Genomic DNA, 14266 nt, shown 5'->3' on the forward strand with positions numbered 1-14266 from the left:
CAACCGGAACACCCCACCGTGGGGGCGCCACTCAGCCCTTGACGGCCCCGGTGAGCATGCCCTTCTTGAAGTGCTTCTGGACGAAGGGCGAGATCACGGCCACCGGCAGCAACGCCATCACCATGACGGCCATCTGGATGGCCAGCCCGGAAATCTGCCCGGTCTTGATCGCCTGACTCACCCCGACCGGCGCTTCCTGCTTCTGCACCAGCTGGATCATGACGTTCTGCAGCGGCATCATGCTCTGGTCGCTGAGATAGATCGACGCGTTGAACCAGGCGCTCCAGTAGCCCACCGCGTAGAACAGCGTGATCACCGCGATGACGGCCCGCGAGAGCGGAATGACGATCTGCCAGAGGATCCGCCAGTCCCCCGCCCCGTCGATGCGCGCACTGTCGATGAGCTCCGGCGCGATGCCCATGAAGAACGCGCGCAGCACGAGGATGTTGAAGACACTCACCGCACTCGGCAGGATCAGCGCGAGATACGTGTCGGTCAGACCCAGGGACTGCACCAGCAGATACGTCGGGATGAGCCCGGCCCCGAAGAACATGGTCGCGAGCAGCGTCATCAGCAGCCAGCGGTGCCCCAGTGACCCGCTGCGGGACAGGCCGTAGGCGGCCAGCACCGACACCGTCATGGAGAACACCGTGCCGGCCAGCGTGACGCACACGCTGACGACGGCGGCCCGGGTCACCTGCCCGCCGCTCAGCAGTTCCTGGTAGGCGATGAAGGTGATGCCCTTCGGGATCACCACCAGTCCGCCGGCCGCGTTGATGGTCTGTTTCGAGGACAGGCTGGTGACGATGACGATCCACAGCGGGAACAGGACGGCCAGGCAGGCGGCGGCCAGGACGATGCCCTTGCCCGCGACCCCGGCCTTGCTGGGCTCGTCCTCCCAGACGGGCCTCGGCGGCGCCTCCCACCAGCGGGGTTCGCGCGCCGCCTCGTCAACGGCCTTGTGGATGACGGCGGTCACTTCTTGTACACCCCCTGCTCGCCCATGAAGTGGGCCACCTTGTTCGCGGCGAGGACGAGCGCCACGCTCACCAGGCCCTTGATCAGGCCGGCCGCGGCCGCATAGCTGAAGTCCTGGTTGCGGACACCGTTCCACCACACATAGGTGTCGAGGACCTCCGCCGCCCCCGGTCCGACCGCGTCGCGTTGGAGCAGGATCTGCTCGAAGCCGACGGTGAGCGCGTCACCGACGCGCAGCACCAGCAGCAGGGCGATCACGGGCCGCAGCGCGGGCAGCGTGACGTGCCACATCCGGCGCCAGCGACCGGCCCCGTCCATGGCCGCCGCCTCGTACAGGTCGGGACTCACGGAGGCGAGTGCGGCGAGGAACACGATGACGCCCCAGCCCGCGTCCTTCCAGACACCCTCGCTCGTCACCAGGAACTTGAAGATCCCGGGGTCGGTCATGAGGTCGAAGCCCTCGTAACCGTGCCGGCGCAGGGTCTGCGCGATGATGCCCGCCCCGCCGAAGATCTGCTGGAAGATGGTGATCACCAGCACCCAGGAGAAGAAGTGCGGCAGGTAGAGGATCGCCTGTGACACCGCCCGGACGCGGGGCCTGATCACGCTGTTGATGAGCAGCGCGAGCACGATCGGGATGGGGAAGAACAGCACCAGCTGGAGACCGAACAGCACGAGCGTGTTCCGGACGGCGTCCCAGAACGCCGAGTCCGCGAAGATCCGCTCGAACTGCTCGATGCCGACCCAGGGGCTCTCCAGCATCGCGACGAAGCCGTTGTCGCTGACGTAGGGGTCGTACTCCTGGAAGGCGACGACGTTGCCCAGGATCGGTACGTAGTTGAAGACCAGGACCAGCGCGACGGCCGGCAGGGTCATCAGGATCAGCGTGCGGTCGCGGCGGAACCGCAGCCGGAGGCTCAGCTTGCCGGGGAGTTTCCTCTTCCCCGGCCGCTCCCCCTCGGCGTTCGCTGCCCGGGAAGCCGTATCGGTGGTCTCCGCCTCGGCCCTGCTGCGAGGCACCGTGCTGTTGGACACGGATTCCTCCTTGCCTCAGCGCCGGGTCACTGTGCCGAACCGTTGGTGTCGTGCAGCTTCTGGTACCAGTCCCGCAGCTTGTCTCCGCCCTGCTTCTTCCACTCGGAGACGGCCTGCTGCACATCACTGATCTTCTTGCGGCCGCGGACGACGTCGTCCTCCAACTGCTCGAAGTCGTTGGAGAGGTTGGTGTAGCGCGCCGGTTCGGTGATCTGCATGCCCCAGAAGGTGGACTTCTTGGTGAAGGCGCCCATCCGCTGCTGCCACTCCACCTGCTCCTTCGCGATGTCCGGCAGGTCCGGGTGCGCGATGGTCGGGGCGGGGCTGGCGAGCATCACGTAGGCGTTGATGACCTCCTGGTTGCCCTTGTCGTTCTTGGTGGGCACGCCGTCCTTGACGGTGTAGTGCGTGCCCTCCACCCCGTAGTTGGTGAGCATGTACTCCTTGGTGCCGTACGGGGCGGCGGTGACGTTCGCGGCGGCCAGGATGTCCTCGACGACGGCCTTGGACGCCTTCTTGTTGACGAAGGCGAAGATGCCCGCGGGCGAGCCGGCCCACAGCGTGGGGTCGCCTCCGTCGGCGCCGAAGATGTCCATGCCGGAAATGCGGAAGTCGGTCTTCTGGCCCGCCTGCTCGGCCATCTTGCCCCACCAGTCCGAGATGTTCTGGTTGTAGATCAGCACCTGGCCGGCGGTGAACCGGTCACCCGCGGTGCCCCGGACCGCCTTGGCGTCGGGGTGGACCACGCCCGCCGCGTAGAGCTTGCGCGTCCACTCCAGGGCCTCGAGGTACTCCTCGGTCTCGACCCGGTAGATCACCTTGCCGTCGGCCAGGTTCCAGCCGAGCGGCTTCTCGCTGCCGGAGAGCACCCCGTAGAGGTGGAAGGCGGTCCACTTCATGTCGTCGCAGGCCCACACCTTGGCCTTGGGCCGGGTGATCTCCTTGGCGAGGGTGAGGAACTCGTCCGCGGACTTCGGGAGGTCGTAGCCCTCCTTGTCGAAGATGTCCTTGCGGTAGAAGGGCACGATGCCGGGGACCGCGGGGGCCGGCTGGGGCAGGCCGCGCAGCTTGCCGCCGAAGATGGAGTACTGCCAGGCGCCGCTCGGGATGGCCGCGAGGTTCGGGTACTTCTTGATCGCGTCCCCGGACAGGTATGGCCCGAGGTCGGCGAACTTGCTGATGATGGCGCTGGGTATCTTGCCGCCCATGTTCCAGCTGGGGATGACCACCACGTCCGGCACGTCGCTGGAGGCCAGCACCGCGCCCAGCTTCTCGTCGTAGGTGTTGCCGTCCTGGTTCTGCCAGGCGATGTCGGCGCCGATCAGGTCGTTCATCGCCTTGTAGTAGGCGTTGTCGCCCTTCGGCGGCGTGCCCCAGAACGGCGACATGATCTTGATCGAGCTGCCCTTGCCGAACTTCTTCGGCACCGAGGTCTTGAGGTCGGCCAGGTCGAGCTTGCCGGTGAAGCCCATGGCCGAGCCGTGCTTGGACGGGATGTCCGGCGTCACCACGTTGCTCGCGACGTAGGCCGGCAGCAGCTTCTTGGCGCTCTTGCCGGACGTCGTCCCGTCCTTCGAGCCACTGTCCGAACCGCCGCACGCGGCGAGCAGCGGCATCCCGCCCGCCACGGCCGCGGTGGCGACCGCCGTGGAGGCGAGGAAGCTTCTCCGGCTCGGTCCGGAGGAGGCGGAGGCGGCGTTCGGCGTCATTGCGTCAACCCTTCATGGCGCACCAGGACACCCGGCGGAGGGCCGTCGGCTGCGGTGTCTCGAGTGGAACTGGCTGAGCCGAAGCGAGCTTTCGACCCATGAGGGGTTTCCCAGTCGAAGCGCTTCGATGTTGCTGTGAGGTTAAGTGAACACCCCAGGCCGCACAAGGGTCGTCCCCAAACTTCCTCGGCGGTACGGGAAGGGACCTTTCCTCATGCACTGCTTGAACTGGCGGCGCTGGTCCCTTGACACTCGGCCCGTCGACAATCCAGCATCGAAGCGCTTCGAAAGCGCCTCGCCGATCCATCGCAAGGGGATCCACACGTGACCGCACACACGCCGCCCACCGCACCGTTCCGTGATCCGCGACTGCCGTTCGCGAAGCGGGTCGACGATCTGCTGGGGCGGCTCACCCTCGACGAGAAGCCGGCGTTCCTGCACCAGTTCGCACCCGCCGTGCCGCGGCTCGGCGTCGCCGCGTTCCGCACCGGCCAGGAGGCCCTGCACGGCGTGGCGTGGATGGGCCCGGCGACGGTGTTCCCGCAGGCGGTCGGCCTCGGTGCCACCTGGAACCCCGAGCTGGTGCGGCGCGTCGGCGACGCGGTGTCCAAGGAGGTCCGGGCGATGCGCGCCAAGGACGACCGGGTCGGCCTCAACGTGTGGGCCCCGACGGTCAACCTGCTGCGCCACCCCCTGTGGGGCCGCAACGAGGAGGGCTACTCGGAGGATCCGAAGCTCACCTCCGCGATCGCCACGGCCTACACGCACGGTCTGCGCGGCGACCACCCCACCTACTGGCGCACCGCGCCCGTGCTGAAGCACTGGCTGGCCCACAACAACGAGACGGACCGCTCCACCACGTCGAGCTCGGTGCGCCCGCGCGTGCTGCACGAATACGATCTGCGGGCCTTCCGCGAGACCGTCGAGGCGGGCGCGGTGGCCGGGGTGATGCCGGCGTACAACCTGGTCAACGGCCGCCCCAACCACGTCTCCCCGTATCTGTCCGAGCACCTGCGGACCTGGACCGACGAGGACCTGCTGGTCTGCTCGGACGCGGGTGCGCCGAGCAATCTGGTCGACTCCGAGCGCTACTTCGACACCCATGAGGAGGCCACCGCCGCCTCCCTGATCGCGGGGGTCGACAGCTTCACCGACCACGGCACGGACTCCTCCCAGATGATCGGGCGGCTGCGCGGGGCGCTGGAGCGCGGTCTGCTGTCCGAGGCCGACCTCGACACGGCCGTCCGCCGGCAGCTCTCGGTCCGTTTCCGGCTCGGCGAGTTCGACCCGGAGTACGACCCGCACGACGCGACCAGCGAGTTCGACACCCCGGCGCACCGCGCCCTCGCCCGGGAGGCCGCCGAGCAGGCGATCGTGCTGCTCAAGAACGACGGGGTGCTGCCGCTCGCCCCCGACACTCGGATCGCCGTGGTCGGGCCGCTCGCCGACGAGTGCAAGCTCGACTGGTACAGCGGCACGCTCATCCACCGCTCGACCCCGCTGGAGGGCCTGTACGAGCGGTTCGGCGCGGAGCGGGTGGAGTTCGCGGAGGGGGTGGACCGGGTCCGGCTGAAGACCTCCGCGGGCGCGTTCCTGCACGTGCCGGTGGCCGAGGGGGCCGCCGACGCGGTGCGCGGCGCCGAGGGCGCGCTCGACCCGGCGCTGCTCGCGGGCCGCACCGACCTGCCCGCGCTCACGACCGACGCGACCGGCACCGAGCTGGCGCTGGCCGACTGGGGCGAGGGCGTCGTGACCCTGCGCGCGCCCGACGGCCGCTATCTCTCGGTCGCCGACGACGGCCGCGTCCGCGCCTCCGCCGACCAGCCGGGCGGCTGGGTCGTCCAGGAGACGTTCCGTCTGGAACCGCACGGGAACGGGCACCTCCTCACACACCTGGGGACGGGTCGCCACGTGTGTGTCTCCGCCGACGGCGTGAAGGTTGCCGACGAAGATCCCGAGGTCTTCGAGCTGGTCGTCGCCGAGCGCGGTGAGGAGGCGGTGGCGCGTGCCGGCGCGGCGGCCGACGTGGTCGTGGTGGTGGCGGGCAACGACCCGCACATCAACGGCCGCGAGACCGAGGACCGTACGACCCTGCGTCTACCGGAACAGCAGGAGCGGCTGCTGCGGGCGGCCCGCGCGGCGAACCCGGCCACCGTGCTGGCGCTGGTCTCGGCCTACCCGTACGCCGTCGACCCGGCCGGTCTGCCCGCGGTGCTGTGGACCGCACACGGCGGCCAGGCGGCCGGCACCGCCCTGGCCCGCGTCCTGGCCGGCGACGTCTCCCCCGCCGGCCGCCTCCCGCAGACCTGGTACGCCGATGACGCCGACCTGCCCGGCCTCCTCGACTACGACGTGATCGGCACCCGCCAGACGTACCTGTACTTCGAGGGGACGCCGCTGTTCCCCTTCGGGCACGGCCTGTCGTACGCGTCGTTCGAATACGGCGACCTGGCGGCCCGGGTCGAGGACGGGACGGTGCGGGTCTCCTTCTCCGTCACCAACACCGGTGACGTCACGGCCGACGAGGTGACCCAGCTCTACTCCCGGGCCGTCGACGCGTCGGTGCCGCGTCCGCGCCGCGAACTGCTGGACCACCGCCGTATCACCCTCGCCCCGGGGGCGTCGGCCGAGCTGGACTTCGAAGTCCCGGTGACCGCCTTCGGGTTCTGGGACGTCACCCAGGACCGGTGGCGCGTGGAGCCGGGGGCGTACGAGCTGCTGGCCGGGGCGTCCAGCGAGGACGTCCGGCTGCGGACGGCGGTCACGCTCGACGGCGAGCCGACCCTGCCGCGCGCGGTCCTCGTGAACGGCCTGGCCGCGGCCGGGTTCGACGAGCAGAGCGGCATCGAGATCGTCGACCGGACGAAGGTCTCGGGCGACGCGGTGACACCGGCGGGCACGGAGCCGGGCGAACTGGTCTACCGCGCCTGTGACTTCGGGCGGGGCATCGCCGAGGTGACGGTGGAGGTGGCCGGCCGGGGCACGGTCGAGCTGTCCCTCGACGGCGGCCCGGCACTCGCGGTGCTGTCGCCCGCCACGCCGACCTCGGGCCCGTACGACTACATCTCGCTGGGCGCGTCCGTCGGCGCCGCGGGCGTCCACGACGTGCACCTCAGGCTGCGCGGCCCGTTGCGGCTCGCGCACGTCGGCTTCTCCGGTTGAGGGTCCGGAGCAGGCCGGCACAGAGAAGGGGCCCGGCACCGGAAGGCATCGGTGCCGGGCCCCTTCGCAGACTATATGAAAATGGTTTCCATGAGCTAGAGGTCGATGCCGGTGAGGACCAGCACACGCTCGTAGGTGTAGTCCTCCATGGCGAACCGCACGCCCTCGCGGCCCACGCCGGACTGCTTGACGCCGCCGTACGGCATCTGGTCGGCGCGGTAGGAGGGCACATCGCCGATGACCACGCCGCCGACCTCGAGGGTGCGGTGGGCGCGGAACGCGGTCTGCAGGTCGTGGGTGAACACGCCCGCCTGGAGGCCGTACTTGGAGTCGTTGACGGCGGCGAAGGCCGCGGCCTCGCCGTCCGCCTTCTGTACCGTGAGGACCGGCCCGAAGACCTCCTCGCAGGAGATCGTGACGTCGGCCGGGACCTCGGCCAGGACGGTCGGCGCGTAGGAGGCGCCGTCGCGCTTGCCGCCGGTGAGCAGCGCGGCACCGGCGTCGACGGCCTCCTGGACCCACGTCTCGACGCGCCGGGCGGCGTCCTCGCTGACCAGCGGGCCGACGTCGGTCGTGTCGTCGCTCGGGTCGCCGGTGACCTGGGCCTCGACGGCGGCGACGATGCGCGGCAGCAGCCGGTCGTACACCGAGGCGTCGGCGATGACCCGCTGGACGGAGATGCAGGACTGGCCGCCCTGGTAGTTGGAGAAGGTGGCGATGCGGTTCGCCGCCCGGTCCAGGTCCTCGTCGCTCGCCCAGTCGGCGAGGACGACGGCCGCGCCGTTGCCGCCCAACTCCAGGGTGCAGTGCTTGCGCGGCACCGAGTCCATGATCGCGTAGCCGACCTTCTCGGAGCCCGTGAAGGAGATGACGGGCAGGCGCTCGTCCTGCACGAGGGCGGGCATCTTGTCGTTGGCGACGGGCAGGATGCTCCAGGAGCCCGCGGGCAGTTCGGTCTCGGCCAGCAGGTCGCCGATGATCAGGCCGGACAGCGGGGTCGCCGGGGCCGGCTTCAGGATGATCGGGGCGCCGGCGGCGATCGCCGGGGCGATCTTGTGGGCGCACAGGTTCAGCGGGAAGTTGAAGGGCGCGATGCCGAGCACGACGCCCTTCGGGAAGCGGCGGGTGAGGGCGAGCCGGCCCTGGCCGCCGAGGTCGGTGTCGAGCCGCTGGGCCTCGCCGCCGTTGAACCGCCGGGCCTCCTCGGCCGCGAACCGGAACACGGACACCGCCCGACCGACCTCGCCGCGCGCCCACTTCAGGGGCTTGCCGTTCTCGGCGGAGATCAGCCGCGCGATCTCCTCGGTGCGCTCGACCAGGCGCTTGCTGACGTGATCGAGGGCGGCGGCCCGCACGTGGGCGGGGGTGGCGGCGAACTCGTCCAGAACGGCGTGCGCGGCGGCCACGGCCTCCTCGACCTGCGCGTCCGTCGGCACGCTCACCGTGCCGACGAGCCGCCCGTCCCATGGGGAGGTGACGTCGAAGGTGTCCTCGCCGGTGGCCTGGCGGCCGGCGAGCCAGAAGGCGTGGGTGGCCGCCACATTGTTCTTTGGCATAGGGGTTTCCGGCCCTTCGGCGTCGGGAGTGATCCGTACTACGGGACCAACGGTAGGCGCGAGGCGGCCGAAGGGCGTTTGTCCGGGCCGTAGCAGTGGGGGACGCGGATACTACGGTTTGGCTACTCGGTGGTGGCCGCCTTCAGGGCCAGCCACAGCTCCATCCGGACGTCCGGGTCGTCCAGGGACCGGCCGAGGATCTCCTCGACCCGGCGCATGCGGTAGCGCAGGGTGTGCCGGTGGACGCCAAGCTCGGCCGCCGCCGCGTCCCACTGGCCGTGCTTGGACAGCCAGGCGCGCAGGGAGGCGACGAGGTCGCCGCGGCCCGTGGCGTCGTGCTCGTACAGCGGCCGCAGCATGCCGTCGGCGAAGGCCCGTACCGCGTCGTCCGCCAGCAGCGGCAGCACCGATCCGGCCGCCATCCGCTCGTGCTCCACGAGCACCCGCCCGCGCCGTCGCGCCACCGACAGCGCCTGCTCGGCCTGCTTGTACGCGGCGGACGCGGCGATGGGCCCGGCCGGTGCCGACAGGCCCACGACCAGTTCGGCCTCCTCGCCGCCCGGCACCTTCTCGCGTATGCCGGCCCGGGCCGACTCCAGGGCGGCCGCGTACTCCCCGCAGGCCGCCGCGGCGGCGCCGCCGTCCGCGGCCAGCACCACCAGCCGCTCCCCCTCCGGCACCACCAGCACGGCCTCGCCGGCCCGGGCCGCCGCGGACTCCACGACGTCGGCGAGCGCCGCGAGGGGGTCACCGCCGGTCTCGGCCGCGGCGAGCGCGGCGGCCGAGGTCCGCTCGACGGGCGGAGCGCCCTTGCGCGCCTCGGCACGGGCCAGCGCGGCCGACGCCGACACCGGCACCCGCTCCGCGACCATCATCCGGAACGGCGCGTCCAGCAGCTCGCCGTACAGGTCCCCGGCGACCGCGCGCGCGTGGTCGGGCTCCCCGGCCAGCAGCATGCGCAGCACCGCCGCACCGACCCGCTGCTCGGCCGCCTGGAGGGACCGGGAGCGTTCCGTGGTCAGGGTCAGCAGCGCGACGGCCGAGTGGACGGCGTAGCGCTCGGCGGTGCCCGGGGCGGCGGCGGTGCCCACGGCGAGGGCCGCCCGGGGGCGCCGGCCGGTGCCGATGGTGTGCAGCTCGACCCGGTCCTCGTTCTCCGGCCCGCCGACCACGGAGGAGGCGGGCGCGGGGCGGTCCCGCAGCTTCTGCACATCACCGGTGAGCCGCGCGGCGCGCCGCCCCGCCCACTCCGGTGCCGTGGCGACGACCGCGCCCGAGGCGTCGTACAGCGCCGCCCAGCCGTCGACCTGCGAGGCCAGTGCCGCCAGCAGTCCCTCCGGGCCGCCGGTCTGGGCCTGCCGGGTCAGCTCGCGCTGGGCGGCGAACCCGGCGGTGACGGCCCGGTACTGGTCGGCGGCGATCGCGGCGGACACGGCCTTGCTGATGGCGAGGAACGGGGTGCGGCGCGGCACCTCCAGGAGCGGCAGGCCCTCCTGCTCGGCCGCGTCGACGAGTGCCTCGGGGGTCTCGTCGTAGTTGACGCCGACGGCGAAGCCGAGCCCGACCACGCCGGCTCCGGCCAGCCGCCGGACGTAGCGGCGCATGGCCTCCGGGTCCTCGGCGTCGAGCTTGAGCGCGGTGATCAGCAGCAGCTCCCCGCCCTCCATGTAGGGCACGGGGTCGGCGAGCTCACTGACGTGCGCCCAGCGGACCGGCACGTCGAGGCGGTCCTCGCCCGCCCGCACGGTCAGTTTCAGCGCGGAGTGGTGGACGAGCGAGGCGAGCGTCGGGGGCATGAGGCCTTCTGCGTCAGGGCTGTGTGATCTCTGTGGTCATTTGGCCGCCGCGTATGAACGACCTGTGACGATTCTGCCTCACCGTACGGTCCCCGCGTACCCGCACGGGTGGGAAGGGCTCAGCCCCGCAGATCCACCAGCAGCGGGGGCGCGTGCTCGCCCTTGACGTCGGTCAGCGACAGCACGGCGTGGCCCGCCGGCACGCCGTGCGCCAGCTCGGAGGCGGACCAGCGCTCCCGCTCGACCTGCCGCACGGTCACGGCCCGCGCGGTCGGGGCCTTGCCGGTGATCACCCGGCGCAGCATGTGCACGGCCTTGCCCGCCGGGGTCTCCGCGATGATCTGCCGGTCGGTGACGTCGCGAGCCTCGGTCCACTCCTTGCCCCACACCTCGGCGAAGTCCTGCCCGTCCCACGGCGTGAGCCCCGACAGCGCCATCCGGCATCCGGTGGCCCCGAGCAGCGGCCCGCGCAGCGGCCGGGCCACGTCGTCCAGCGTCCGCAGGGTGAGTACGACCCCGGCGTTGCCGGACCGCAGCCGCTGGATGCCCCGCACGGCCTCGGGCGTCACCACCCCGGTCGCGTCGTCCAGCAGCAGGCAGGCGAACAACGACCGGTCCTCGCGTACGGCGACACTCGCCGTGAACTGGGCGAGCACGAGCCGGGCCAGCATCTTGGAGGCGTCGGCGTGCCCGCGCTGGGGCAGGTCGATGCGCACCCGCACCGGGTGGTCGAGGGCCTTGAGCGTGAAGGGCCGGGACTGCCCGGAGGTGTCGAAGAACCCGGCGAAGGCGGGCCGGTCGAGCAGCGCGACGCGATCGCCCAGCACCCCGCCGACGTCCCCGGGCTGCCCCATCTGCCGCTCCCGGGCGTCGAGTTCCCGCAGCAGCGACTCCTGCCCGGCCTCCTCAAGCCCCCGCCGCAGCGCGGCGAACGGCCCCGGCGCCCCGTCCAGCAGCTGCCGCAGCTCCGGTACGGAGGGGAAACGCCCGTGCACGGCCCGAAACGGCCCGAGCAGCTGGGCGAGGACGGTGGTGGACCGGCGGCTGTCGCTCCCGGGATGCGGGTCGGCCAGATCCCCGACGAGCGCCTCGGCCAGCACGGCCGCCGCCTCGTCCGGGTCGGTGGTGCCCCCGTACAGATCCAGGTCGTACTCGGACTCCTGGTTCCCGATCCGTACCACGACGTCGTACGCGTCGGCCGGCCCGAGCCCCGCCCCGGCCGCCCCGACGACGACCACGGCGGCGCGCCCGGCGAGGGCGTGCAGACAGAGCGATTCGGCGAGGGGGCGGACGACGGTGCCGGTCTTGCCGGAGCCGGCGGGGCCGACGGCCACGAGCGAGGTGCCGAGCAGGTCGGGCCCGAGGGCCAGTCCTGTGCCGCGGTAGGCGTACGGGTTGCGGGCGTCGTCCACGGTGGTCCCGAGCCGCACCTGTCCGGTGACGAGGTCGTGCCGGGCGAGCCGGGCGGGCAGGTCGCGCTCCCCGGAGGGATGGAGGCACGCGGCGGCGCCGTCCTTGAGCACGGCGCCGCTGAAGGTGGCGAGGCTGTGCCGTCCGGTGCGCACGCCCTGCCAGGCACGGAGGATCCGGGCATGGTCGACGTCCCGCATCAGCCCGGAGCGGGCCTCGGTGGCGAGCCGCTCGGCGGCGTCGGCGGCACCGGCGGCGCGCAGCTCGTTCCACTGGGCCGGGTCGTCCTCGGGGGTCGTGCGGGCCTCCTGGGCCTCCGGCCGGCGGAAGCGGGCGGTGACGAAGCGGCGCCACACCTCGCCCCAGCGGCCGAGCCGGGCCGCCCCGACCATGATCGCCAGGGCGACGAGCAGCTCGTACCCCTGGTAGACGATGAACGTCCCGGTCTCCCCGAGATCGCTGTCACCGCCACGCCAGGCGTCGGGGACGATCAGGTCGAACGGCACCCACCACCAGGTGCCGAGGTACCCGTTCTGCAGCAGCGACCAGATCAGCCATCCCACGAGGAAGGCGATCAGCGCCCCGCTCAGCAGCTGCCGGGTGGGGATCTCCTCGGGTTCCTCCGCGGGCCGCGGCCGGTGCCCGAACCGCCACACGCCCGGCGCGGCGTCGGGGCGTGGCGCCCGCAGCCAGGTGAGGAACGCCGACCCGTCCGGCAGCGGCGGCGTCGCCGGTGCCCGGGGCGGCCGGGGAGGCATCGCGGGCACCTCCGGAGGTCCCGCCGGGCGCGGCACGGGACTCGCATGCGTACCCCGCGCGTCCTGCGTCCCGTCGCTGTCCATCGCCCTTGCCCCCTGACCAGCCGCTCCGTCCACCATCAGCGAGCCAATCTAACGCCCTCTCCTGGGGAGTTCACCGCTTACGCGGCCGGGTCGTGGGCACCGGTCCACGAGACCGCCATGTCCACCCCGGACAATGCGCCCCGCCGACAACGCCCACATGGAGCATGCCCACCCCCCTTCCCCCGCCCTAGCCTGCGAGAAAAGAAGCCAAGCGTCCGTCAAGACCATCCGCACCACCCCAGGAGCCCCGCATGACCGCACTTCCGCAGGAGCGCCGCGTCGTCACCGCCATTCCCGGTCCGAAGTCGCAGGAGCTGCAGGCCCGCCGTACCGCCGCGGTCGCGCAGGGCGTGGGGTCCGTGCTGCCCGTGTTCACGGCGCGTGCCGGTGGCGGGATCATCGAGGACGTCGACGGGAACCGGCTCATCGACTTCGGGTCGGGCATCGCCGTGACGTCCGTGGGCGCCTCCGCCGAGGCCGTCGTACGCCGGGCGTCGGCGCAGCTCGCCGACTTCACCCACACCTGTTTCATGGTCACGCCCTACGAGGGCTACGTCGAGGTCGCCGAGGCGCTCGCCGAGCTGACCCCCGGTGACCACGCCAAGAAGAGCGCCCTGTTCAACTCCGGCGCCGAGGCCGTCGAGAACGCCGTGAAGATCGCGCGGGCGTACACGAAGCGGCAGGCCGTCGTCGTGTTCGACCACGGGTACCACGGGCGCACCAACCTGACGATGGCGCTGACCTCGAAGAACATGCCGTACAAGCAGGGCTTCGGCCCGTTCGCGCCCGAGGTGTACCGGGTGCCGGTGGCGTACGGCTACCGCTGGCCGACCGGGCCTGAGAACGCCGGCCCCGAGGCCGCCGCGCAGGCCATCGACCAGATCAGCAAGCAGGTCGGCGCGGAGAACGTCGCCGCGGTCATCATCGAGCCGCTGCTCGGCGAGGGCGGTTTCATCGAGCCGGCCAAGGGCTTCCTGCCGGCGATCCGCGAGTTCGCCTCCGCCCACGGCATCGTCTTCGTCGCCGACGAGATCCAGTCCGGCTTCTGCCGTACGGGCCAGTGGTTCGCATGTGAGGACGAGGGCATCGTCCCGGACCTCATCACGACGGCGAAGGGCATCGCCGGCGGTCTGCCGCTGGCGGCCGTCACCGGGCGCGCCGAGATCATGGACGCCGCGCACGCCGGCGGCCTGGGCGGCACCTACGGCGGCAACCCGGTCGCCTGCGCGGGTGCGCTCGGCTCGATCGAGACGATGAAGGAGCTCGACCTCAACGCCAAGGCGAGGAACATCGAGGCGATCATGAAGGCCCGCCTCACCGCCATGGCCGAGAAGTTCGACATCATCGGCGACGTCCGTGGCCGCGGCGCCATGATCGCCATCGAGCTGGTCAAGGACCGCGCCACCAAGGAGCCGAACCCGGAGGCGACCGCCGCACTGGCCAAGGCGTGCCACGCCGAGGGCCTGCTGGTCCTGACCTGTGGCACCTACGGCAACGTGCTCCGGTTCCTGCCCCCGCTGGTGATCGGCGAGGACCTGCTGAACGAGGGCCTCGACATCATCGAGCAGGGTTTCGCGCGTATCTGACGTCTTCACCGCGCATCTGAGCCCCCGTCGGGGCAGGTGAGCCGCCCCGGTTCCGCTACCGGGGCGGCGAGCGCAGAGCGTGTGAAGAAGGTGTGCGAGGTGGATGACAGGGGGCTCCGCGGCCTGTCCTGCGCCCTGCCCCTGTCGTAGGTTCTACCCAGATGAGAGATACACCCCGCCCACAGGGGACTG

At 71.7% G+C, this 14266-nt stretch carries 8 protein-coding genes; 2 read left to right on the forward strand and 6 right to left on the reverse strand.

Features of this window, described 5'->3' with window-relative positions; translation table 11 throughout:
- Window positions 1–31: 31 nt before the first annotated feature.
- The 3 genes from G3I77_RS24140 to G3I77_RS24150 are packed head-to-tail and all read right to left on the reverse strand — an operon-like array spanning window position 32 to window position 3722.
- The gene (locus G3I77_RS24140) at window positions 32–979 is read right to left on the reverse strand and encodes a carbohydrate ABC transporter permease (RefSeq protein ID WP_248507089.1); all 948 of its coding nucleotides are present in this window, start codon (window positions 977–979) and stop codon (window positions 32–34) included.
- A complete protein-coding gene (locus G3I77_RS24145; protein WP_248507091.1) occupies window positions 976–2013 on the reverse strand; it encodes an ABC transporter permease subunit in 1038 nt (345 codons plus the stop codon). The genes G3I77_RS24140 and G3I77_RS24145 overlap by 4 nt, the downstream gene beginning before the upstream one ends.
- A gap of 26 nt (window positions 2014–2039) precedes the next feature.
- On the reverse strand, window positions 2040–3722 hold the full coding sequence (locus G3I77_RS24150) for an extracellular solute-binding protein (protein ID WP_248507094.1): 1683 nt from the start codon (window positions 3720–3722) through the stop codon (window positions 2040–2042).
- A 324-nt stretch (window positions 3723–4046) separates the two neighbouring features.
- On the opposite strand from G3I77_RS24150, the gene G3I77_RS24155 reads away from it, so the two are divergent.
- Window positions 4047–6884, forward strand: a complete 2838-nt coding sequence (locus G3I77_RS24155) for a glycoside hydrolase family 3 C-terminal domain-containing protein (protein WP_248507096.1) — start codon at window positions 4047–4049, stop codon at window positions 6882–6884.
- A gap of 95 nt (window positions 6885–6979) precedes the next feature.
- On the opposite strand, the gene G3I77_RS24160 is transcribed toward G3I77_RS24155, so the two are convergent.
- The 3 genes from G3I77_RS24160 to G3I77_RS24170 form a co-directional block, all read right to left on the reverse strand.
- The gene (locus tag G3I77_RS24160; protein WP_248507353.1) at window positions 6980–8425 is read right to left on the reverse strand and encodes an aldehyde dehydrogenase family protein; all 1446 of its coding nucleotides are present in this window, start codon (window positions 8423–8425) and stop codon (window positions 6980–6982) included.
- 137 nt (window positions 8426–8562) lie between these two features.
- Window positions 8563–10236 carry a PucR family transcriptional regulator gene (locus G3I77_RS24165; protein ID WP_248507099.1) on the reverse strand — a complete coding sequence of 558 codons (1674 nt, stop codon included), beginning with the start codon at window positions 10234–10236 and terminating at the stop codon, window positions 8563–8565.
- A 119-nt stretch (window positions 10237–10355) separates the two neighbouring features.
- Window positions 10356–12488, reverse strand: a complete 2133-nt coding sequence (locus G3I77_RS24170) for an ATP-binding protein (protein WP_248507100.1) — start codon at window positions 12486–12488, stop codon at window positions 10356–10358.
- Window positions 12489–12739: 251 nt separating this feature from the next.
- Between G3I77_RS24170 and gabT the strand changes: the two genes are divergently transcribed.
- Window positions 12740–14074 (forward strand): 4-aminobutyrate--2-oxoglutarate transaminase, encoded by a 1335-nt coding sequence (gene gabT, locus G3I77_RS24175; protein ID WP_248507102.1) that lies wholly within the window; start codon window positions 12740–12742, stop codon window positions 14072–14074.
- Window positions 14075–14266 lie beyond the last annotated feature (192 nt).

This window comes from Streptomyces sp. D2-8 (assembly GCF_023184515.1).
GTDB lineage: Bacteria > Actinomycetota > Actinomycetes > Streptomycetales > Streptomycetaceae > Streptomyces.